The sequence below is a fragment of the Sphingobacterium corticibacterium genome (genome assembly GCF_004208525.1).
GTDB classification, from domain to species: domain Bacteria; phylum Bacteroidota; class Bacteroidia; order Sphingobacteriales; family Sphingobacteriaceae; genus Sphingobacterium; species Sphingobacterium corticibacterium.
In genome coordinates, this window is record NZ_SGIT01000002.1 from 208,270 (window position 1) to 231,312 (window position 23,043).

The following is a 23,043-nucleotide window of genomic DNA, read 5'->3' on the forward strand; positions in this document are numbered from 1 at the left end:
TTAATTCAGCGCCAACGTTATGGGCGTACCTACTTTTAATTTTGTTCCAGCAACAAGCGATTGGCTGACAACTTTACCCCAACCAGAAACCTTCGTTTTGAACCCAGCATTTTCCATGGTGAAGATAGCATCCGATAAGCCCATGCCCAGCACATCCGGCACCACTCCTTCTTTCACCTGGGTCTCTACAAAAGGAGCAGCTTTGGCCGACGAATCCGTGGCCTGCGCTATCGTATTCCAATTCGACGGATTAAATCCCAACGCTTGGTAAACCGCACTTGATGCCTCTTTCGAACCTCTTAATGTCAGCGGCAATTTTGTTCCGGCTGTATTTACTTTTCTGCTTGCCAATGTTCCGTGCAAGGCTAAGTCATTCGCATAAATCATATCCGCCAACTCCTTAAATACCGGCCCGGCAATTGCTCCGCCATAATATCCCTTTCTTGGATTTCGGATCACGACAATCATAGAATATTTTGGATTCTCGGCTGGAAAATAACCTGCAAAGGATGATTGATAACGACGTTGCCCATATCCGCGAGCACCATCGTTCATTTGTGCCGTACCTGTCTTACCTGCCGACGAATATAACGGCGAACTCAAGCGCTTACCTGTCCCCTCTGTCATTACCCCTTCCAACATACCCTGCATTTTGCGGATAGCTTCTTTCGAGGCAATCTGCTTATTAAGCACCTTCGCATCAAAACGTTCTACGGTATTGCCGAGATGCCGAATCTCTTTCACAAACAAAGGCGCTAACAATTTCCCATCGTTGGCAACCGCGTTGTAAAGCGCCAACATCTGCAACGGTGTTAGTCGTAATTCATAACCATACGCCATTTGCACCAAGGATAACTTACTCCACGTTTTGCTATCCGGCATCTTTACCCATGGCGTTGCTTCACCAGGAATTTGTAACCCTAAAGGTTTGCCCAATCCAAAATGATGCAACTTTGATGTATATTTCGCCGGTTTGTCTCCATAATACGTGTTTATCAGTTTTGCCACACCTACGTTTGAAGACTCTTCAAAAGCCTCTTTCACCGTCAAAACCGATTTTTTTGGTGCATGCGAATCCCGTATGGTATGTGCTGGCACTTTATACGTACCGTTTCCTATATCCACCGTGCTTGATGTATCTACAAAACCATCATCCAACAACGCCAAATAACTCGCCAGCTTGAATGTTGACCCTGGGTCTGCCCCCTGCGCAATAGCATAATTGTATTTTTCCCGAAAAACTCCCTCTTTATCCCGTGTAAAATTCGCAATCGCCCTTACCTCTCCTGTTTTCACCTCCATAACAACTACGCAGCCATTGTCCGCATCACTAGCTATTAACTGCTTTTCCAGCGCTCGCTGCGCCATATCCTGCATATTTACATCTAGCGTCGAAATGATATCCGAGCCATCGACCGGCGCAACTTCCACCTCCCGGTTGACAGGCACCCAAACCCCACCCGCAATACGCTGCATTAACTGTGATCCACTCTTTCCATCAATATACTTTCCGTAAGCCCCTTCCAAACCGACCAACACCGTATCACCCTTAATGTTCTTATAACCAATGGTCCGAGCTGCCAAATTTGTAAATGGTAAAATCCGCTTATTTTCACGCACCGTAACCAAACTAGTAGGATAGCGCTTCTTGCCCTCCCTAAACGCATGAAACAACGGAAAAGTCTTTATAATTTTCAAATCTTGATGGGAAACAGCTCGTTTAATCAAGACATAGCGCTGCTTTTTTGCACGGGCATTTTTCAACAACGTTAAATACTGTCGGGATGATTTATCCTTAAAGTGCGCCGACAAACGCGCAGCCAACGAATCGACTTTAGAATTAAAGACATCACTTTCCTCCAGTGGTATTGACATCGCATCAAAACGAAGCTCATATTCGGGAACAGAAGTAGCCAACAAACTACCATCATTGGAATAGATATTGCCGCGAGCTGCCTCAATTCCCCGCTCCTGAATCGTTAAACTATCCACCATCGCACGCCACTCTCCACCATCTACATATTGTAAATGCAAGAGCTTACCAAAGACCGTTAGCGCAAAAAGCACCATAAGGCCAAATGCCACGTACACGCGAATAAGTATAGTTTTTCTAATATTCATACAACTCCGTGCTGCTTGTTTACTTCTTTATTTCTTTCACTACCTCCAGCTTAATAGGAGGCTCCATGCGTTCTTTCAACCCGAGGGTATCGGCCCGCTTCGCAATTTCTGTTTGCGTTGTTAGCTTCATTAATTCGGCAGATAATGATTTGTAGTCCCAGCTCAATTCTTTTACCTCACGTCCCACTTGATCAATAGTCCGTACCGTTCTTTCTGCCAAATGTCGATTGGAGATATACAATAGCCCAAGTAGTGCTACAAATGCCGCAAAAGGCAAATTCCTAGCCACCAGATAGCTGGACAAGTATTTTGTAGAGAAGATAGACCGAAGAAAATGCTGTGTTTCCTCCACTTTTTCTTCAACCGAGTCATTCATTTTTTTCTGAACCTCTTCACTTAATTCTTTGTTTCTGACGGTGTTTTTGCTAGACATATCTCTCCAAAAAATTAAGCTTCCCGTTCAGCTATACGTAGCTTCGCGCTACGCGCCCTATTATTTATCGCCAATTCATCCTCGTTTGCCGTCACCGCTTTACGGCTGATGACATGAAACGGTTTTATTTCATTTCCAAAGAAATCCTTCTCCACCTCTCCTTTAAACTTACCCTTCTGCATAAAATTCTTCACCAACCTATCTTCCAGCGAATGATAAGACATCACTACTAAACGCCCCGCCGGCTTCAACACCGCTACCGTCTGCTCTAAAAAGTCCTGCAACGCCTCTAACTCTCCATTTACTTCAATACGTAAGGCCTGAAAGACCTGTGCGTGATATTTATGTTCTTTCCCCTTTGGTACTTGGCGTTTAATCACTTCTTTCAACCTTCCAACGGTTTCGATCGACTCACCTAATCGCGCTGTCACGATCGTTTTTGCTAATGAACGCGCATTTTGTATTTCACCATACATCCCAAAAATGCGATGCAACTCCGCCTCTCCATATGTATTCAACACTTTTTTCGCATCTAAATCAGACACTTGATCCATCCGCATATCCAAATCCGCATCGTAACGAATGGAAAAACCACGTTCAGGCGAATCAAACTGATGCGAAGAAACACCCAAATCAGCCAGCACACCATCCACCTGCCGAATCCCCAATAATCGAAGGTTGTTTTTCAAAAATCTAAAATTATGATGCACTAATGTAAAACGCGGATCATCCAGCGTATTCTTCACAGCATCCGGATCTTGATCGAATGCGATCAATCTTCCGTTATCACCCAATCTTTTTAAGATCTCCCGTGAGTGACCACCACCCCCGAACGTCACATCAACATAGACACCATCAGGCTTAACAGCCAATGCATCCATACATTCTTGCAACATCACAGGCACATGATAAACAGCCGGGTTACTCGCCATCATACCCTCCTTCCATATCAAATCCACCCATCACTTGCGCTGCCAAATCTGAAAAATCATCTTCCGATATCGCATCCAACTGTTTTTCATACGTCGCCTTCGACCAAACCTCTATTTTTTCCAAATTACAAGCCAACACTAATTCACTTCCCACTTCCGCATATTCTAACAACCCTTTCGGCAATAAAACCCTTCCAGCCGAATCAAGCATTAACTCTGTCGCCCCACTCATAAACTTCCTCACAAAATCTCGATTCTTGGGTTGAAACTGATTAAGCCTCGACAATTGCTTCAAAATCTTATTCCATTCTGCACGGGTATAAATGACCAAATTTTTCTCGAAGCCACGATTCACCACAAGCCCATCCCGCTCCACATCAGGCAGTTGCCTTTTGAGCGCGGCAGGAACTACCATTCTACCTTTGGCGTCCAGCTTGCATTCGTATTCTCCGATTAAATAGTTCACAGTCTATACAGCTAATCAAAATTTTCAATGTAAAAGTATACACTTTCTCCCACTTTCCCCCACAATATAACACAAAAAAGTTTTCCACATAGCGAAAAAGCTACAAAGATAGAGGTGCTGTTCGTTCTTTTTTTAGAAAAAAGAACCTAAAAATCGTCGCTTCAGATATTTGACAGGGTTTGTAGTGCAAAGAAGGTTATTTCTACAAATGCCAAATATCTGGATGCGACATCAAAGTGTTAAGGAGAGGATTATGCAATTGTATGGACGGTTATTATATATGCCTTTACACGATTAACGTACGCCGTATTCAAAAAGTGGAGCAAAGTGGGAGAATGAAAAAAAGAACAAACAAATCTTTATTGTCCGTAAAATCCAATATTTTTGCGAACATGTACAGAAGCCATAATTGCGGTGAAATACGGATCACCGATATAGATAAAGAAGTCATACTAGCGGGTTGGGTGCAAAAATCGCGCGACAAGGGGTTTATGATTTGGGTAGATTTACGTGACCGTTACGGTATTACGCAGTTGATCTTCGATGAGGCACGTACCGATGAAGCCATTATGCAGCAGGCGAGATCATTGGGACGTGAGTTTGTCATACAAATAAAAGGTACCGTTATCGAGCGGGAATCTAAAAACGTTAATATTCCTACCGGAGAGATTGAAGTACTCGTAAATGAATTAACGATACTGAACGAGGCGCAGCTCCCTCCTTTCACGATAGAGGATGAAACCGACGGCGGTGAAGACTTACGTATGAAATATCGTTATCTGGACATCCGCCGTAACCCGGTAAAAAACAGCCTGCTTTTCCGTCATAAGGTGACACAAGAAGTTCGCAACTATCTATCGAACATGGACTTCTGCGAAGTGGAAACACCTTATTTAATTAAATCTACGCCAGAAGGCGCACGTGATTTTGTGGTTCCGTCTCGCATGAATCCCGGACAGTTTTACGCCTTACCGCAATCACCACAAACCTTTAAACAGCTATTAATGGTAGGCGGTTTAGACAAATATTTCCAAATTGTAAAATGTTTCCGTGATGAAGATTTACGGGCAGACCGTCAGCCCGAATTTACGCAGATTGACTGTGAAATGTCTTTCATCGAACAAGAAGATATCCTAAACGTTTTTGAGGGATTGACGCGTCATTTATTGAAAAAGATACACGATATCGATATTGCACAATTCCCCCGCATGACATATGACGAAGCCATGCGAAAATATGGAAATGATAAACCTGACATCCGCTTCGGCATGGTGTTTGGCGAGCTAAATGCCGTCACACAGCATAAAGATTTTGCGGTATTCAACAACGCAGAATTAGTAGTCGGTATAGCTGTACCGGAAGCCGCATCCTACACGAGAAAGCAAATCGATGCGTTAATTGATTGGGTAAAACGTCCACAGGTAGGTGCTTTGGGCATGGTATACTGCAAGTGTGAGCTTGATGGAACATTCAAATCTTCTGTCGATAAGTTTTATGATCAAACCGACCTTGCGCAGTGGGCGGACGCTACGGGTGCTAAAGCGGGAGATCTTATCTTAGTTTTATCCGGACCATCGAACAAAACCCGCACACAGCTGAGTGCCCTACGTATGGAGTTAGCCAACCGTTTAGGACTACGCAAGCCAGACGAGTTTGCACCACTATGGGTGATGGATTTCCCGTTGTTGGAATGGGATGAAGAAACAGGACGCTACCATGCTATGCATCACCCGTTTACGTCGCCGAAAAAAGAAGACATGCATCTATTGGATACCGATCCTGAAAAAGTTCGCGCCAATGCATACGACTTAGTATTAAATGGTAATGAAATCGGTGGTGGCTCCATCCGTATCCATGATAAAGAAACACAATCCTTGATGTTCAAGCATCTTGGCTTCACACCAGAGCAAGCACAAGAGCAGTTCGGTTTTCTCCTGGATGCCTTCCAATACGGTGCGCCTCCACATGGCGGACTTGCCTTCGGCCTCGACCGACTAACAGCTATTCTAGGCGGGCAGGAAACGATCCGAGATTTCATTGCATTCCCCAAAAATAACGCGGGGCGTGATGTCATGATTGATGCGCCGGCGGCTATTGACAACGCACAACTGGACGAGCTGAATCTAGCACTGAATATAAAAGGATAATACAAAATAAAAGCTCCTGCTATCTAAAATAACGGGAGTTTTTTAATTAGTTTTACTTCATGGGAGAGCAGGTTGCAGACAAGTTTTTAAAAGATAGCGCGGTTAAATCCTTTGACCAACGTCATCGTGAGATCATCAATACCAATATAGAGAAGTATCGTCTCGCATTTGAGCGTAGTAGAAGCAAATTTTTCGATTTGGAAAATTCGAAAAAGAAAGCTCACCTCATCAAATGGAAAACCATCGAAAATCTCGAGCGCTACCTTTTAGATTTTGAAAGCAATTTTACAAAAAGAGGTGGGCAGGTTATCTGGGCTAATGATGCGGAAGAAGCTCGCAACGAGATTTTCAAAATTATGGAGCGTCATCAGGCAAAATCGATTGTGAAATCCAAGTCTATGGCAATAGAGGAAATCGAGCTTCACCATTTTTTAAAGAAGCAAAACATCGAAATCTTCGAGTGTGATTTTGATACACCGTCAGATGCGTCAGCAGAACAAATGACTATCGAAGGGGGTGAATTATTACGGCAAAAGTACACGAAGGCGGATATCGGTATCTCGGGAGCAAATTTTATTATCGCTGATACCGGTAGTATCGCTATTACGGAGAATGATGGAAATGCAAGACTTACCACTTCCTTTTCAAAGGTGCATATCGCATTAGTCGGAATAGAAAAAATCATCCCCAGTATTGTTGATCTGGATCTGTTCTGGCCTCTGGTAGCTTCACATGGAACCGGCCAAAATCTTACCGTATATAATACGATTCTAGGTGGATCCCGACAAGAACAGGACACGGATGGCCCAGAAGAAATGTACGTTATCTTGCTCGACAATGGCCGGACCAATATATTAGAAAAAAACGACCAGCGCCAAGCGCTCTACTGCATTTGCGGTGAGGCTTGCTTAAATCTATGTCCGACTTACCAAAATATTGCCGGACAAACATATGACACAACCTATCAAATCCTTATTAATTCACTTGTACCTCCCAGCTTAAATGACGTATCGGAGTTAAAAAACCCGGCTTACGCTTCGCCGCTTTGTGGGAAATGCTTCGAAGCATGCGCGGTTAACATAGACTACCTCCGTTTGGCATTACTAAATCGTCGGGATTCGGTGCAACAAGGTTTAATCCCACAAACAGAAAAACGGGTATGGAAAGTATTTACGTATGCTATACAACGTCGTGGTTTAATAGATTTCTTTAGCGGAAGAACAAAAAACTTCTTCCTGCGTCGTTTCTTGCGGAAAACCTGGAGCAAACACCTGGAATTACCGAAACTTGCGGAAAAGTCATTTTCTAAACAGTGGAAAGAGCGAAAGGATTAATAAGGATCCACATCAATAGCAATACGCACACCTCGGTGTTGTTTCTCCATATCAAATTGTGTGATTGATTGATGAATGAGCTCTTTCACCCGGGAGATACTAACGTTGTTACGTTCTATTTTCAAGGTAATCGTTTGAATAAAATGGTTTCGAACGCGAGAGATTAAAGGTGGTTCTGGCCCTAACACTCTATTGCCCAACTGTTCGCGGAGCAAATTAGCTAAACGAGTAGCCGCATCGCTGGCGTGCTGTCTATCTGTATGGCGAACATCCAATTTAATGATACGATAAAAAGGTGGGTACAGATAATTCTTACGCTCTTTTATTTCCGTCATGAACATACGTTCATAATCATGCTGAATAACTTGTTCCAACACCCGATGTTGGGGTGTATGGGTTTGAATAATCACTTTTCCTTTATTCTCCCGGCGCCCAGCGCGTCCGGCCACCTGTGAAAACAATGAAAAGGCACGTTCATATGCTCGAAAATCGGGAAAGTTAATCATCGCATCAGCATTGATAATACCGATGAGACTCACACGCCCAAAATCGAGTCCTTTTGCCACCATCTGCGTGCCTACCAAAATATCGAATTCGTGTTCATCAAAGGCCGTGATAATTTCTTCAAACCCGTATTTTCCCTTGGTAGAATCTAAGTCTAGACGTCCTATTCGCGCTTGCGGCAGCAACAACTCCAACTCTTCTTCTACGCGTTCCGTTCCAAATCCTTTACTTTCAATATGCGGCATGCCACAGGCAGGACAAACCTGCACCGGTGGTTCCGTATGTCCACAATAATGACAATGCAGATGATTAGTTGATTTATGATATGTCAGACTGACATCACAGTTCACACATTTGACCACCCAGCCACAGGTATTACATTGCACAAAAGGTGTATGTCCTCGTCTATTCTGAAACAAAATAACCTGTTCCTTTCGCTCCAAAGCATCTGTTATCTCCTGTAGTAAAACACCACTAAAGTAAGCGAACATTTGTTCTTTACGCCCTTGCTCCGCCACATTTATAATCTGTATATCAGGCAATTGAGACTCCCCAAAGCGTTCCTTTAATTCTACTAACCCATATTTACCCGCTCTAGCGTTATAATAACTCTCTATCGATGGAGTAGCCGATCCCAGCAAAACTTTTGCACGCTGCAGGTGTGCCAAATAGATAGCCGTATCGCGGGCATGGTAACGCGGAGAAGGCTCGTATTGCTTGTAGGAATTTTCATGCTCTTCATCAACTACGACCAATCCTAAATGTTGAAAAGGTAAAAATACAGCGGAACGGGCACCAACGACCACCCTATATTCACCTTTCATTACCTTATGCCACACCTCTGCCCGCTCATTGTCATTAAATTTTGAATGATAAACCCCCAATTTATCTCCAAAATGCAATTTCAATCGATCTGTAATCTGTGCCGTCAGCGCGATTTCTGGTAAAAGATATAGTGCATTTTTACCCTCCTTAATTGTCTGTTCGATGAGTCGTATATAAAGCTGCGTTTTCCCTGATGCGGTGACACCATGCAGCAGTACCACATCTTTCGTTTCAAAAAAAACTTTTATCTGATCGAATGCTTGCTGTTGTACCGTATTGAATACGAAATCTGCCGTTATCTCTACTTCTTCTCCTCCTAATCGCGAGACGATCTTCTCTTCCACCACAAACACCCCTTTTTCGATTAAGGATGCAATAATTGCGGAACTCACCCCCGAGACTTCCATAATATCTTGTCGGGTAATATCGGTTATGGTTTTTCGAAGCTGCATAAAACCTAAGACCGCATCCTGTTGCTTTGGTGCACGATTTAAGGAATCAAGCAAGCCACGTATACCATCCGCATCATCAAATTCCGGCGAAAACCTCAAATATGCCTTACGCTTTGGCACATACTTGTCTTTGATCTCTTCAGATATTAAAATGTACCCTTGATCAAAAAGCTTCTTTAATAGTGGAAAAACAGTACTCTGTCCTAATAGTTTAACAATATCATTTATGGTCAATTCTCCTGCCACATCCAATGCTTCCATGACCATGTACCCTTTGTCAGACAAAAGGGAACGATCCAAACCTACCTGTTCTGATGCCGTAATTTTTGTTTCACTCGCCATCTTTAATGCCGCCGGCAAAGCCGCTTGCATAACCTCTCCCAAATAGCACATATAGTAGCTGGAAATCCATTCCCAAAGTGCCAACTGATTGGTATCCACCACAGGATCTTCATCGATGACTTGAAGAATATACTTTGCCTCGTAACGTAGCGGTGCTTCGTTCGAAATTTTATGGATAATAGCGGCATAAATCTTATTGCGACCAAACTGTACAATAACACGCTTACCGATGGCTACCGTGGCATTCAGCTCTAACGGAACACGATAAGTATAGGTTTTGGCGATGTAAAGAGGTAAAATAACATCAACAAACAACGTTTCTCGATCATGATAAAATAGAGAAGCTCCTGACATGTTAAGACCGATTCCGGACAGCCGCTATAAACAACCCTATCCATCCGACCATAAAGCAAAGCCCACCAAGCGGTGTCACCGGACCTAACCACCCAAATCCTTCTAACCCAATTAACGACCGAATACTCAATAGATAAAGTGAGCCCGAAAATAATAGCATACCAACGGTAAAAGCAATAAACGAAACCCGTATAGAGGCATTCTTAGCCCGGGAAAAGGTCGACAAAAACAACAATGCAAAGGTATGATAAAAGTGATACTGGTTTGCGGTTTTCCATGTCCCTAAATGGTATTCGCTGATTTTCCCCTCCAGTCCGTGTGCCCCGAATGCCCCTAATATTACAGCGGTCAATCCGAAAAGAGACGCTATCAATATAATTTGTTTGTTCATAAAAGAGATCGTATTCTAGTGATATTTCTTCCGTGGGTATAAATGTAATAAAATATAATACATCATGTATTTTAAATTTTACAAAACCCGTTTCTCCTTACGCCGGAATAGTTTTATACGGAGTTGTTCGTGAAATACAGTGCATTTTACGTAAGTTTGAATCTGTTAGAGGCTGTGTTAGATGAGAAATACGATTATCATTACCATTTTACTATTCGTCGCCATTATTGGCGCTTCCCTATATTATTTTGCAGATTTGGAAGGCGACAAAAAAGAAACACTCCGTCCGCTTACTTTCCTTCCCAAAGAAACCTTCTTAGTTACTACATTTCAAAATGATGCAACAACCGACAACATCTTCAAAGATTTTGAAATCTTCGGTGCTATGGTAGGCAGACAAGAATTTGAACAATGGCAAATATTAAAGACAAAGCTCCTACGACATTCCGTTATACAGCCTTATGTAAATGATGTCGATCTATATGTTTCTTTTCATCCCGAAAAGGAAACGATAACCAGCTTGTTTACAATTCCGCTATCAACACCTATCGACCGAGCGACAATCAACTCATTCCTAGAGAAGGCAGCATCCACATATACCCTAACACAAAAAGACACACTTGAAAATCGTATTTACAGCTTGGATAAAGGCGTCAAGGATTCTGTATTCCATATTGTATATCACGAAGACATTTTCTTTGCATCTTTTTCGGAGAACGTACTCTATCAAGTGATGGACAAGCAAGTTCCTAAATTAGGTAAAGACGAAATCGATTACTTTATAGACAATAACAGCCGAAATTCACCGCTCAGCGTTTATTTTGTTCATGAGCAGATACCGCGTATCGCAGAACATCTTATGCGCAGAAAAACAGGTGACTTCCTCAGGTTGTTCGACCACCTCGGCGGGCAATCTGCATGGAACTTAAGTTTTAAAAATGATGCCCTTATATTGAGTGGCGAAAGTGAAACGGCACATCGAAAAGAGAATTACATAGAACTATTTGGAAATCAACACAAAACCTCACAAACGCTCTATAATTATTTTCCCCAGAATACCGCTTCTTACCTTTCTTTTGCGATCAGCGATCCCGATAGCTTCCGAAAAGATTTGCTGACCTTGTTGGAACAACGTAAAGAACTTCCCGCATTAGTGGCACAGTTTGCAGAAATGAAAAAAAGCAAAGACATCTCTTTTGAAGACGATATATGCCCTATCTTCGGAAGGGAATTTGCAGTAGTAGAGCAAAGTAATCAAGCACAGCTAGCCTTTATTTCCATTGCAGATTCTAGCAAATTCGATACTTTTATTTCGTCTATAGCTACACGTGTATCAGATTCTATTTACCGATTCGATCATTCGAATGTCCCATTTGCACTTTATGGCGATCCACTTAAACCTTTCCAACGTCCATACTTCCTGCGAGTGGAAAATATCCTCGTGTTAGCCAACTATCAGAGCCTGTTGACGGAGTACCAACGCGACTGGCGACGTGTGAATCTCTTAACCAACACACTGGGATTCAAAAATTCGGAGCGAATTCAGGGAAACGAAGCGAATATTACCTGCTTCGTTCGGACAAGCACATCATCATCGATGATCAGCAATCTGCTAAAAACAGCTTATCGCGAAAGTTTTCGTGATAAAAATAATTTCGGTTATCAGGATTTTTATTCCTGGTCTATACAGATTGCAGGTAATAACGGTCGTTTCCAATCCAGTATTTATGGCGTATATAAAAGTAAAAATGCACTGGGTGCAGTAGCGGACTGGGTCTATGAATTTAACAACCGACCGATTACGGCGCCGCAAGTTTTCGAACATTCAGATACCAGCCAATTTATCCTGATTCAGGAGCAGGACCATACCGTCCATGCGATTAATCCCTCGGGCAACAAAATTTGGTCTACCGTATTCCACGGACGTGTAGTAGGCGAAGCACAGCAGTTGGATGATCGGTCTATCGTGTTGGTCACAGATCGCAACAGGCTTTATCGATTTGACCCGGATGGTAATTCGTTAACCGGTTTTTCATTGGGAATGGATAGCGAACCAACCTATACACCTACGATCAGTAGCATCGGCGGTCAACAGTTGATTTTCGTTCCTGCAGGCCGTAAGATGCTGGTCTATACTTTAGCGGGTAAAAAGGTGGAAAGCTGGAATGACAAAAATCTGGAAGGAAAAATATTATTTGATATTAAAGTGCTGGGTGATCAGGTCTTTGTAGGCACAGAAAATGGTCATTTTTATCAATTCGACGCACAAGGAAATCTCCTAAAAGAAGAGATTATTGCAGATAGTCAGTTTAAAAATCCGATAGCGATCATCCGGTTAGAACAAAATCGACATGCGGTATACGCCGTTGACACCGCTCAGATTTCGTTCACAATGGATTTTAAAGAAGAACCGCAAACATACAAACTCGAACAGGGAGGAAACCGTTCGTTTATCTCTTATTTCCCGAATGCAACAGGTATTGCTTATCGTATGGCGATTATCGATCAAAAGCATTTATTGACGAAAAATATACAAGACAGCAGTGTTTTATTCGATTTTACTTTTACCCAAGACCTTATCGATCGTCCACAGTATTTTGCAGCGGGTTCGAATAGCTCCCTATTAGGTATTGCATCCCGCAAAAACTACCTTGTTTATCTCTTTGATGAAAAGGGATCGATACAAGATGGTTTTCCCATTGAGGCACTACCAGACTTTTACTACGGTAAAATTGACTATAATAGCCCCACTTACTTACTCTGTACAAGACGAGATCGAAAATTATATGCGTTTAAGCATTAACTCTTTCTTTCGCGGACGATTTCTTAACATTTTTTAAGAAAGTGATAATCGCAAAAATTTCCACAACCCATAAAATAATAGTAGGTTTGCACACTTATAAGATTTATGCTGACAGGAGAAAATAATTTATACTTACTGGCCCAACCTAAGAATATCGTTATCACAACCCATCACAAACCGGATGGAGACGCACTCGGTTCCTCTTTAGGTTTATACCATTGGCTCAAAATGAAAGGCCATCAAGTAGAGGTCGTTTTATCGTCTGATTTCCCTGATTTCCTCAACTGGATGCCTGGACGTGAAGAGGTTATTATCTTTCCCGATGAGACCACACGAGCAGAACACCTTATCGCGCAAGCCGATATTATTTTTTGTCTGGATTACAGCGCATTGAGCCGCACCAATATTTTAGAGCCTATTCTTCGGATCGCAACCGGTCAAAAATGGATGATAGATCACCACCTCGATCCCGAAGATTTTGCTTCCCTCCGTTATTGGGATGCTACGGCAGCTGCAACCGCGCAATTGGTCTATACTTTTATTACCGACATCTGTGAAGACGCAACGGCCTTAACACCAGAAATGGCGACTTGTCTGTATGCGGGAATCATGACTGATACCGGTTCATTTCGCTTCCGGTCTACTACCGCAGCGGTACACTTAATTATATCAAAACTTATCGAAGCGGGAGCTAGGAACTGGGAGATTCACGAACAGATTTACAATAGTTCTACCGAAAATCGATTAAAATTTTTGGGGTATTGTTTATTAAATTGTCTGGAAGTTATCCCCGAATACAACACAGCGGTATTTGCCGTTACAAAAGAGGATTTAGAGCGGTTCCAAGTGACCACGGGAGATACCGAAGGGCTCGTAAATTACGCCCTGTCTGTAAAAGGCATACGATTAGCAGCGTTATTTATTGACAGAACCGAATTAATTAAATTATCTTTGCGGTCGACTGGAGAAATTCCATGTAATGAAATTTGTAAAAAATACTTTAACGGAGGAGGACATTTAAACGCTTCGGGGGGTAGTTCTACAGAAACACTCAGCCAGACCGTAAACAAGTTCAAATCCATATTACCAGCATATAAAGAAATATTAACAACATAATTTAAGTGACTATATCAGAATGAAGAAATCAATTTTATTCCTTTCGGCTGCCGTGGGCTTACTAGCTACAACGAGTTGCCAAAATTTCAAGAAAGGTGATGGCGGTCTTGAATATAACATTGTAAAAGACGCAGGAGCAGAAAAAGCCCAAGCAGGCGATTTATTGTCGGTAGATATGATTGTAACATCAGATCGTAAAGATTCCTTGTTACAAAGCACCTATGACATCGGTTTACCACAAATCGTAAATATCGCGCCGGACTCTATCCCCGGCCTGTACGCAGGAGACTATAACTCCATGTTCAAAATGTTGGGAGAAGGCGATAGTGCTGTTTTCCGTTTGAACTTAGATACCATGGCTGCAAAAACAGGACAACCAAAACCGGAATTTGCAGATCACTATGCTACATTTAAAGTGAAAGTGAGAAAGCATTTTAGAAAGGGTGATTTAACAGATTCGGCATTGTATGCACAGATAGACGAATATTTCAAAGCAGAAATCGAGACATTGAAACAAGCCGAGGAAGGTAAACTAGCCAACTACATTTCAAAAAACAAATTGGAGCCTAAGAAAACGGATTCTGGCTTACAATATATCGTAAAAGAAGAAGGTTCTGGCAATAAGGCTGTTGTGGGTGACACCGTCGTTGTGAACTACACCGGATCATTAGTGAACGGAAAAATTTTCGATACGAATAACGCTGAAACGGCAAAAAAGGAGAATACGTTCAACCCTATGCGTCAATATGAGCCTATTCGTTTCCGAGTGGGCCATGATCCTGTTATCCAAGGTTGGACAGAAGGTCTACAATTGTTGAACAAAGGTTCAAAAGCAACTTTATTGGTTCCATCTAGCATTGGTTATGGCGAGCGCGGAGGTGGTACTATCCCACCGTATGCACCATTAGTGTTTGATGTGGAATTGGTTGATATCATACCTGGACCAACAGAAGCTCCAGCGGATTCAGCAGCCGTAAATTAATTTTTGAACTTATTAAAGAAAGCTCCAAGGGTTTCAACCCTTGGAGCTTTTTTCTATCCGCTTTTCTATATCTTTTTTTTACTTTCGCCGTTTTCTCGTCTTGATTTTTTTACCTGCAGCGACTCCATTGTGATAGTGTATTTCCACCGGCACAACGCCTGCTCGGATCATCCCTATCTTGGTAGCCGCTCCCTTGGAGAGATCGATCATTCTTGACTGGGACGATGGCCCCCGATCGTTGATCCTCACAACTACCTGTTTGCCGTTATTGAGATTCTTTACCCTCACCTTGGTACCAAAAGGGAGTGTCCTATGCGCTGCCGTCATGGCATTTTGATTGAACCGTTCGCCACTGGCGGTGGTCCTGCCATGAAATTTACCCCCATAGTAAGATGCATTGCCTATCTCCCGTACTTCCCCACCCTTCATGCGCAACTTGGGTGAGCAGCCAATTAAAAGCAAAACAGCCATAAAACCGAAGTAAAAAATAGGTGGAATACGTATGTTTTTTTTATTCATTTCAAATTTCAGAACACTATATTTATTAGGTTCCGGCAACTAATGTAAGCTTTCTAGACAACACAAACAATACCGGGGATATACAACCAAACTCTCCCCAAAAGCTGCCTCCCTTACAAGCTGCACTTTTTTTGCCTTCATGCGGTATTTTTGATATGAAAACCCTAAATTTAGCCGCTATGACACCGTCTATTCATCCATATATACTCACCGATACGCATACGCACATTTATTACCATGCTGGAGCGCCCCAATTGGACGAACAACTACAACGTTGTTTCGATAAAAACATTCAACGTTTATTTTTGCCAAATGTAGATACTGAATCCGTTCCCTTAGTAATGGACACGGTGCGTGCCTATCCAAAAAACTGTTTTCCGATGTTAGGGCTTCATCCCTGCTCCGTAAAGGAGAACTATAAAGAAGAATTGCGCCAACTAGAACGTTTACTCTCCGAGCATACCATATACGCCATCGGAGAAATTGGACTAGACCTCTATTGGGATAAAAGTACGCTAGATTTTCAGCGGGAAGCTTTCCGTGTACAGGTGGGATGGGCAAAAGCCATGGGTCTACCTATCGACATTCATTGTCGAGAAGCTTTTGACGAGTTGTTTATTTTATTAGAAGAGCTAAAAGACGATAAATTATTCGGTGTTTTTCACTGCTTCACCGGAACACTTGAGCAAGCCAAACACGCTATTGGCCTGGGCTTTGCGCTCGGTATCGGCGGTGTCGTTACATTTAAAAAAGCTGGACTGGATGCTGTTGTCAAAGAAATAGACTTGCAACATATTGTGTTGGAAACAGATGCCCCTTACTTAGCGCCTGCTCCCTATCGTGGAAAGGAAAACGAAAGCAGCTATCTTTATTATGTAGCCGAAAAAGTAGCGGATCTACATGAAATGACCGTTTCAGAAGTTGCGGAAATTACGACTGAAAACTCGAAGAGGATATTCCGAATCTAACACACTCATATGCAAAATATATTTATCATCTATACAGGAGGAACCATTGGCATGGTAAAAGATGCCGAAACGGGTACATTTGTTCCTTTCGATTTTGACTTAATTGCGCGAAATTTACCCGATTTGGATAGAGTGGATTATAAATTAACGGTCCATTCATTTACCCCCATTATTGATTCCTCTAATATGAATCCGAGGATTTGGGTGGAAATGGCAGAAATTATCCGAAAGAACCACGATCACTATGATGGTTTCGTTATCTTACATGGCTCCGATACAATGTCGTTCTCTGCATCAATTTTGAGTTTTATGTTGGAGGGGCTTCAAAAACCCGTGATTCTATCGGGTTCTCAGCTTCCTATTGGAGAAATCAGGACAGATGCACGGGAGAATATGATGACAGCCTTAGAAATTGCATCTGCAAAGGAAAATGGTAAATCCATTGTCCAGGAGGTCTGTATTTTGTTTGATAACAAGTTGTTTCGAGGAAACCGCTCTTTTAAATATAATTCGGCAAAGTTTGAAGCGTTCCGTTCACCCAACTATCCGGTTTTAGCAGAGGCCGGTATACATATCAACTACAATCGCGAATCGTTGCTAGATAATACGGACAAGGCGTTCATTATGCACACCGAACTGGACAATCGAGTGGGTGTGCTCAAGTTATTTCCCGGCATTAGCCCAGCCTTTGTTCAATCTATTTTAGATGCTGACGTAAGGAGTATTGTTATGGAAACCTTTGGTTCAGGAAATACAATGACCGACGAGTGGTTTCTCGATATGTTGGAAGATACTGTAAAAAAAGGCAAAAACATTGTCGATATTTCCCAGTGTAAAGTGGGTTCTGTAGAGCTGGGCCGATATGAAACCTCTCAAGGGTTGAAAGCACTTGGGGTTCTTAATGGGTACGATATGACGTTTGAAGCTGCTGTAACGAAGTTAATGTATCTGCAAGGGCAATTATCCGACCAAGAAGCGGTTGCTTACTGGGTGGAAAAGAATATACGTGGTGAACTAACGGTAAATGACTAATCTTCCCACGATGGATCACTTGTAGTATATACACTACATTTATTTCTTTATCCCGATTATTACCGACACACTTCCTTGTTGCGTTGTTACATTTGTAGTTGTAAATTATTTTACTGCTGCTTTGCACTATGGAAATGAACACTTGGGAAATATTAAGTGGAGAACAGATACATACGCGCATTCTGAATAAAGAATGGCGTAATTTACCCTATAATATTATATTTGAATTGTATTTAGATCCGATAGGATTGGGCCATGATGATTATATCACCTTATTTCTAAACTGGCAAATAGAGCATATAGCGTACAATAGCCTATCGTATTATCTCGTGTTAGATAAAAACCTACTTCGACCGGAAACCGACATCGATATATTGATCGATAGTGAGCAGCCAGCCGCCATCAAAATTCATGACCTAGATCAAAGTTACATCTTCTATTTGATTAAGATGCTATTGAAAAGCAGCGAATTATCTGTTTCGAAATTAAGTAGACAATTTGTGCGTAACGTCGCTGAACAGCTGCTATTATCGGTAATGATCAATCGGATTACCAAAGAACCGGAAACGAAACTTAATCCCGTTAATCGTTATAGCCTCCTAGCTTTCGACTTTGTAGATCGAGTCAAAGCATGTTTTCAAAAACATAAATCTGTTCATTATTACGCTAAAAAACTAGGTGTTACCGAAAAAACACTAAGCAAAGCAACGCAAGCTACATTAAAGATTACACCTAAAGAATTAATTCAGAAAACACTTACAGAAAAGGCAATGACCCTATTAGAACATACCGATAAATCGGTGAAAGAAATCAGTTATGAACTCGGTATCAAGGAAACAAATAATTTCAGCACCTTCTTTAAGAAGATGACCAACATAACACCACTTGAATACAGGAACTTAAAGAGACAACTCCCAACCCTCCTAAAAAAAGGGAGCCAAGATTCACAATAAAGTAATCGATGAAGACACCTCCGAGACAGGACATTTGATTGTAGCTTAAATACTACAAAAAAAATACTTTGAGGCTTACAGACCTCGTATTACCTAAAAATATAGGAAATAGGCACAAATTCATATCTCTAGAAGCTAAAGTCCTGTTTATATTTGCGTTATATTAATTAAAATTATGAATAACTTTTTCAGATTTCTGATGTTTCCATTTGCAGGACTAATCTTTTTGGTTAGTAGTTGTGCAAAAATGGATGATTTGTATAAAGGAACAGAAAACCAAGAGTCAACCTTGTTTGAGGAAGATGTTGTCCTTCCCGAAGCCTTTAACTGGGAATCGTCTAAAGCCGTAGATGTACGCATAGCTGTAGATGATAACTATGGCGGCAGGTATTTTTACCGCGTGGAGTTATACGACGGAGACCCTAAGTCGGCGAGCAGTAACCTTTTGGGAGCAGGAGTGGCAAAGTCAGGACAAGATTATGTAGACAAGATTATGGTGCCTACTGCAGCGAAATATATTTATGTCAAAACAACTTCGCCTGTTGGTATTGCTGCTATTTCTATGATAGAGGTTGCCAATAAAAACACGGTTAGTGTAAATAAATCGGCTTCCGCAGGCAGAGCAAACAAAATGTTTGCTACCGTAGCAAGCAGCACGACGGGTGGATCAGGCAGTACGATGATGATGGCTGCTACAAGCACGCCTTCGGTGACGGTTCCGGCAGATGCGATTCCGTTGGATGACAATTCTCCATATGTAACTAATTTTTGGGGCCAGCCAGCTGCAACAACATTTGTTGTGAAGGCTGGAGTAACACTAACTCAGTCATTTTATCTTAATGCAGGACGTTCGGGAATGAAGGTATTTGTAGAGGGAACTTGGGAAGTCGGCACGCTACCGGTAGGTAACGATAACGGAATCTACGTGATGCCCGGAGGTGTGCTAAAAGCAAATACATTGGCGCAAAATGGCCAAGCTTTTTTTGAGAATCACGGAACGATGGAGATCGGAAACGATTTAGCAATAACTAATCCAGTGATGTCTAAAAATACCGGCCGCCTAGTGGTTGGCGGGACATTAGATATACCAAGCGGTGGCTCCTTTTATAACGAGGGATCGATACAAACTAAAAATTTAACACCAAACGCGAACACAACGTTCACCAATAACGGCGATTTAACCATCACAAATACGTTGACCATACCGGCTGGCGGTCAATTTCTGAACAACGGAACAGCCTCGGTAAATGTATTAACTGCAAGCACGAACACCGGACTTATTCGGAACGAGGGTTCATTAACCGTAAAAAGCGGTACGGTAACAAATGCTACGATAGAAGCCGCATGTCATACGACATTCGAAACATTAGCAACAATGGTTGCAAAAATTTATGTAACAGCAGGATCGCTATTAAGCATAACCAATCTGGATGCCGGTGGTACACACTTTAATTTGGCTTCGTCATCTATTTTGGATGTGGCTGCGCTTGCGAAATTCAACAGCAACGCTAGCACTATCCAAAGTTCCGGAAGCGAAGCAGCGGTTGCTCGGTTAAAAAAGGTAGAAAGTGTACAATCTGGACAGACAGGGGGAATAGCGTATTCGGGCAATGTGGAAATCGCAACTTCGGATTATACAACTAACGGGACAAACAATATCGTTTATACCGTTACCTCTCCGGCACGCATCGTCGATTACGATAAATCAACAGTAGTTATACCGGGTACCGAATGTAACGCTGGCGGAAACAACGATGCTGGTGCAGGCACCGATCCTGATGATCAGACTACGCCGGAAGTTTCTTTGGGAACCTATTCCTATGCTTTCGAAGATAACTGGCCTTCCTTTGGTGATTACGACATGAATGACTTTGTGGTCGATATGGATATTACCAAATTTCAAAACACGGAAAATAAAGTAACAAAGGTACAACTGAAGGCTAAGCTTCGCTCCGTAGGTGCAGCGAAGCGCTTGGCTGCTGCTATTCAATTGGACGGCGTAGCTTCTAATAACGTGAAGGGGGTTACTTATTCGAATAGCAGTATCGTTGGCACTAATTTCAACCTGAGCTCCAATGGAACAGAATCCGGCCAAACCTATGCTGTGGTTCCGATCACCAGTGATGCCCATCAGGCATTTGGTCAATCCGATGTTGCATTTATTTCGACAAAAGATGGACAAGTTGCACCAGTTGAGCTTACCATCACGGTAGAATTTAATACGCCATTAGCAAATTTCACGTACGAAAATCTAAACGTGTTTATCATTAATTTCATGCAAAATAAGGGTGGAAGAAACGAAGTGCACCTAGCTGGATATAAAGCAACGGATAAAATAAACAGTAGCCTGGTACAAGCGGAAGTTAATTCAGGACTGTTATCATCCATCGATCAGCCATTTAAATCCAAAAAAGGCTATCCTTGGGCCATATCGGTTCCGGTTTCTTTTGACTATCCCCTTGAGGCGAAAAACATAAAAGACGTTTTCCCCAACTTTAAAAGCTGGGCGACCAGTGGAGGTGAAGAACATCAAGATTGGTATATTAAATAATGCAATATTTGTCTAGACATTGTTAAATAGATATTTTGAAACACGTCACTAGCCATATTACAAGTGACGTGTTTCTTCGTCAACGGCATTTATACCTCCATAAACCAACATCATTACTCCTTCCCGAATGAACGGATGAAGGGACAGCGATTGTACGTCGTTGAATATATTAAACAAACACTGGTGATAAACCTGACGCTTCATCACCTTTAACGACAAACTATATACAGATGAAAAAAAAGAAAATTCTGGTTATAGACGATAAGGAAGCAATCGGCAAGCTCATTGCTCTATGCTTAGGCGCAGAGTATGAATTTCAGTATTTCAGCAATGCGCTGGCAGGTATAAACTGGCTCAATGCGGGAAATACTGTTGATTTAATTCTATCGGACTATACCATGCCGGAAATGAATGGCTATGACTTTTTGGTGATGTTGAAGCAAAACGAGTTTCTTAAAAATATACCTGTTGTTTTTTTGTCAGGCGAAGACAGCAGTTCCACCCGTATTAAAATATTGGAAAGTGGTGCGGAGGATTTCATCCTTAAACCATTCAATCCGTTAGAACTGAAAATAAGAATCAAAAAAGTATTGAAATAATGCTTTCCCCCGATATTTTCCTATATTTTGGTAAAGACCTAAAGATATTTGATCATTTTCGAACACATGTTGAATTGGTTTCCGGTCAGCCATTAAAGAGATTTGATTCTTTTGATGGGCTAGATGCTTTTCTGGAAAGTCGTCGGGATAATCACGCTTTTGTACTGTTTTACCAACAAAATAGTTCCTTTTTGATAAACTTAAAACAGCTCAAGCTGTTGACCGATCAATATCCAGATTTACAAATTTTTGTCGTCACCGAAAATTTTTCCAGAATAGAGAAAGACTCTTATTTAGAATCAGGGGTTACCAACACCATTAATCCCCGCGCACCTAAAGATGCTTTCCATTCTATTCAGAAATATATGTATTTGTTGTTAGAAACAAAACACGAAAATATAACTTTCCATGATTTTCAAGTAGATAGCCTTACACTACGAATTCCCTTGGGCAAGCGTTTATTCGACCTCGTATTGTCATCATTTTTGCTTTTATTGCTTTCTCCTCTATTTCTGGCAATTTATTTGGCTATTAAGCTCGAAAGCGCAGGCCCTGCGGTATACAAATCCAAGCGAGCCGGTGCAGGATATTATATCTTTGATTTTTATAAATTCAGATCAATGTATAGAGATGCTGATCGGCGTCTAAAGGAATATATGTCGTTAAACCAATATAGTACACCCGAAATCTCCGTTAATCGCCAAGAAACAGTCTCTGCCAATGCATTTGTTTCTTGGGAGGATCGTCATATTCCACTTACCGACGAGGAGCTGGGAGAATTATTGATTAGCGACGATATTGTCATAAAACAATCGGATATTGGTGTAAAAAACAAAAAGGCTGCATTTTTTAAGATTGAGAATGATCCACGAGTTACCAAAGTCGGAAAGATATTGCGAAAATATAGTTTGGATGAATTACCACAACTTTTCAATGTACTTAAAGGCGATATGTCCATTGTAGGGAATAGACCACTGCCTTTATACGAAGCGGAGGTGTTGACCAAAGACGAGAGTGTAGAGCGGTTTATGGGGCCAGCAGGAATTACGGGGCTGTGGCAGGTTGAAAAGCGAGGCGACAACGGTCGTCTCTCCGATGCGGAAAGGATAAACTTAGACATTGATTATGTACGTAATTATTCCATCTGGATGGATATTAAGATATTATATCGGACACTATCTGCCTTTATTCAAAAGGCAGATGTTTAATTTAGAGGTAG

18 protein-coding genes are annotated in these 23,043 nt (G+C 41.8%); 11 read left to right on the top strand and 7 right to left on the bottom strand.

The features are described 5' to 3' along the window. The 4 genes from EWE74_RS09580 to mraZ are packed head-to-tail and all read right to left on the bottom strand — an operon-like array spanning position 1 to position 3,952. Positions 1-2,121 (bottom strand): penicillin-binding protein, encoded by a 2,121-nt coding sequence (locus EWE74_RS09580; protein ID WP_130141340.1) that lies wholly within the window; start codon positions 2,119-2,121, stop codon positions 1-3. A gap of 19 nt (positions 2,122-2,140) precedes the next feature. Further along, entirely contained in the window at positions 2,141-2,554 is a 414-nt protein-coding gene (locus EWE74_RS09585) for an FtsL-like putative cell division protein (protein ID WP_130141341.1), read from the bottom strand. Between the two features lie 14 nt (positions 2,555-2,568). After that, on the bottom strand, positions 2,569-3,489 hold the full coding sequence (gene rsmH, locus EWE74_RS09590; RefSeq protein ID WP_394343221.1) for a 16S rRNA (cytosine(1402)-N(4))-methyltransferase RsmH: 921 nt from the start codon (positions 3,487-3,489) through the stop codon (positions 2,569-2,571). Further along, positions 3,476-3,952 (bottom strand): division/cell wall cluster transcriptional repressor MraZ, encoded by a 477-nt coding sequence (gene mraZ, locus EWE74_RS09595; protein WP_130141342.1) that lies wholly within the window; start codon positions 3,950-3,952, stop codon positions 3,476-3,478. The genes rsmH and mraZ overlap by 14 nt, the downstream gene beginning before the upstream one ends. Positions 3,953-4,344: 392 nt before the next feature. On the opposite strand from mraZ, the gene aspS reads away from it, so the two are divergent. Both aspS and EWE74_RS09605 read left to right on the top strand, forming a co-directional pair. Beyond that, positions 4,345-6,099 (top strand): aspartate--tRNA ligase, encoded by a 1,755-nt coding sequence (gene aspS / locus EWE74_RS09600; protein WP_130142351.1) that lies wholly within the window; start codon positions 4,345-4,347, stop codon positions 6,097-6,099. Positions 6,100-6,158: 59 nt separating this feature from the next. Continuing rightward, positions 6,159-7,433, top strand: coding sequence for an LUD domain-containing protein (locus tag EWE74_RS09605; RefSeq protein WP_130141343.1), 1,275 nt, complete (start codon positions 6,159-6,161; stop codon positions 7,431-7,433). On the opposite strand, the gene priA is transcribed toward EWE74_RS09605, so the two are convergent. After that, positions 7,430-9,910, bottom strand: a complete 2,481-nt coding sequence (priA, locus tag EWE74_RS09610) for a replication restart helicase PriA (protein WP_130141344.1) — start codon at positions 9,908-9,910, stop codon at positions 7,430-7,432. The genes EWE74_RS09605 and priA overlap by 4 nt on opposite strands. Position 9,911: 1 nt before the next feature. Further along, entirely contained in the window at positions 9,912-10,301 is a 390-nt protein-coding gene (locus EWE74_RS09615; RefSeq protein ID WP_130141345.1) for a DUF423 domain-containing protein, read from the bottom strand. A gap of 181 nt (positions 10,302-10,482) precedes the next feature. Here EWE74_RS09615 and EWE74_RS09620 point away from each other — a divergent pair, with 181 nt between their 5' ends. From EWE74_RS09620 to EWE74_RS09630, 3 genes are all read left to right on the top strand, one after another. Next, positions 10,483-13,104, top strand: coding sequence for a PQQ-binding-like beta-propeller repeat protein (locus tag EWE74_RS09620; protein ID WP_130141346.1), 2,622 nt, complete (start codon positions 10,483-10,485; stop codon positions 13,102-13,104). Between the two features lie 105 nt (positions 13,105-13,209). Then, complete coding sequence (locus EWE74_RS09625) at positions 13,210-14,220, top strand: DHH family phosphoesterase (RefSeq protein WP_130141347.1); 1,011 nt, start codon at positions 13,210-13,212, stop codon at positions 14,218-14,220. A gap of 19 nt (positions 14,221-14,239) precedes the next feature. Next, complete coding sequence (locus tag EWE74_RS09630) at positions 14,240-15,202, top strand: FKBP-type peptidyl-prolyl cis-trans isomerase (RefSeq protein ID WP_130141348.1); 963 nt, start codon at positions 14,240-14,242, stop codon at positions 15,200-15,202. 78 nt (positions 15,203-15,280) lie between these two features. Here EWE74_RS09630 and EWE74_RS09635 read toward each other — a convergent pair whose 3' ends face one another. Next, complete coding sequence (locus EWE74_RS09635; RefSeq protein ID WP_130141349.1) at positions 15,281-15,721, bottom strand: septal ring lytic transglycosylase RlpA family protein; 441 nt, start codon at positions 15,719-15,721, stop codon at positions 15,281-15,283. Between the two features lie 155 nt (positions 15,722-15,876). Between EWE74_RS09635 and EWE74_RS09640 the strand changes: the two genes are divergently transcribed. From EWE74_RS09640 to EWE74_RS09665, 6 genes are all read left to right on the top strand, one after another. Continuing rightward, on the top strand, positions 15,877-16,689 hold the full coding sequence (locus EWE74_RS09640) for a TatD family hydrolase (RefSeq protein ID WP_239018612.1): 813 nt from the start codon (positions 15,877-15,879) through the stop codon (positions 16,687-16,689). A 9-nt stretch (positions 16,690-16,698) separates the two neighbouring features. Further along, positions 16,699-17,721, top strand: a complete 1,023-nt coding sequence (locus EWE74_RS09645) for an asparaginase (RefSeq protein ID WP_130141350.1) — start codon at positions 16,699-16,701, stop codon at positions 17,719-17,721. A 128-nt stretch (positions 17,722-17,849) separates the two neighbouring features. Beyond that, positions 17,850-18,674: a helix-turn-helix domain-containing protein gene (locus EWE74_RS09650; RefSeq protein ID WP_130141351.1), complete on the top strand. Its 825-nt coding sequence runs from the start codon at positions 17,850-17,852 to the stop codon at positions 18,672-18,674. Positions 18,675-18,849: 175 nt separating this feature from the next. Beyond that, entirely contained in the window at positions 18,850-21,225 is a 2,376-nt protein-coding gene (locus EWE74_RS09655; RefSeq protein ID WP_130141352.1) for an LruC domain-containing protein, read from the top strand. Between the two features lie 230 nt (positions 21,226-21,455). Further along, the gene (locus tag EWE74_RS09660; protein WP_130141353.1) at positions 21,456-21,824 is read left to right on the top strand and encodes a response regulator; all 369 of its coding nucleotides are present in this window, start codon (positions 21,456-21,458) and stop codon (positions 21,822-21,824) included. Beyond that, entirely contained in the window at positions 21,824-23,032 is a 1,209-nt protein-coding gene (locus EWE74_RS09665; RefSeq protein WP_130141354.1) for a sugar transferase, read from the top strand. The genes EWE74_RS09660 and EWE74_RS09665 overlap by 1 nt, the downstream gene beginning before the upstream one ends. Positions 23,033-23,043: the final 11 nt, after the last annotated feature.

Excerpts from the sequence above, each read along its gene's own strand:
- EWE74_RS09605 (WP_130141343.1), top strand. The coding sequence starts at position 6,159 with ATGGGAGAGCAGGTTGCAGACAAGTTTTTAAAAGATAGCGCGGTTAAA.
- EWE74_RS09640 (WP_239018612.1), top strand. The coding sequence starts at position 15,877 with ATGAAAACCCTAAATTTAGCCGCTATGACACCGTCTATTCATCCATAT.
- EWE74_RS09665 (WP_130141354.1), top strand. The coding sequence starts at position 21,824 with ATGCTTTCCCCCGATATTTTCCTATATTTTGGTAAAGACCTAAAGATA.
- EWE74_RS09635 (WP_130141349.1), bottom strand. The coding sequence starts at position 15,721 with ATGAATAAAAAAAACATACGTATTCCACCTATTTTTTACTTCGGTTTT.
- EWE74_RS09645 (WP_130141350.1), top strand. The coding sequence starts at position 16,699 with ATGCAAAATATATTTATCATCTATACAGGAGGAACCATTGGCATGGTA.
- EWE74_RS09625 (WP_130141347.1), top strand. The coding sequence starts at position 13,210 with ATGCTGACAGGAGAAAATAATTTATACTTACTGGCCCAACCTAAGAAT.
- EWE74_RS09615 (WP_130141345.1), bottom strand. The coding sequence starts at position 10,301 with ATGAACAAACAAATTATATTGATAGCGTCTCTTTTCGGATTGACCGCT.
- aspS (WP_130142351.1), top strand. The coding sequence starts at position 4,345 with ATGTACAGAAGCCATAATTGCGGTGAAATACGGATCACCGATATAGAT.
- EWE74_RS09620 (WP_130141346.1), top strand. The coding sequence starts at position 10,483 with ATGAGAAATACGATTATCATTACCATTTTACTATTCGTCGCCATTATT.
- EWE74_RS09580 (WP_130141340.1), bottom strand. The coding sequence starts at position 2,121 with ATGAATATTAGAAAAACTATACTTATTCGCGTGTACGTGGCATTTGGC.
- EWE74_RS09650 (WP_130141351.1), top strand. The coding sequence starts at position 17,850 with ATGGAAATGAACACTTGGGAAATATTAAGTGGAGAACAGATACATACG.
- priA (WP_130141344.1), bottom strand. The coding sequence starts at position 9,910 with ATGTCAGGAGCTTCTCTATTTTATCATGATCGAGAAACGTTGTTTGTT.
- EWE74_RS09630 (WP_130141348.1), top strand. The coding sequence starts at position 14,240 with ATGAAGAAATCAATTTTATTCCTTTCGGCTGCCGTGGGCTTACTAGCT.
- EWE74_RS09660 (WP_130141353.1), top strand. The coding sequence starts at position 21,456 with ATGAAAAAAAAGAAAATTCTGGTTATAGACGATAAGGAAGCAATCGGC.
- EWE74_RS09585 (WP_130141341.1), bottom strand. The coding sequence starts at position 2,554 with ATGTCTAGCAAAAACACCGTCAGAAACAAAGAATTAAGTGAAGAGGTT.
- EWE74_RS09655 (WP_130141352.1), top strand. The coding sequence starts at position 18,850 with ATGAATAACTTTTTCAGATTTCTGATGTTTCCATTTGCAGGACTAATC.
- rsmH (WP_394343221.1), bottom strand. The coding sequence starts at position 3,489 with ATGATGGCGAGTAACCCGGCTGTTTATCATGTGCCTGTGATGTTGCAA.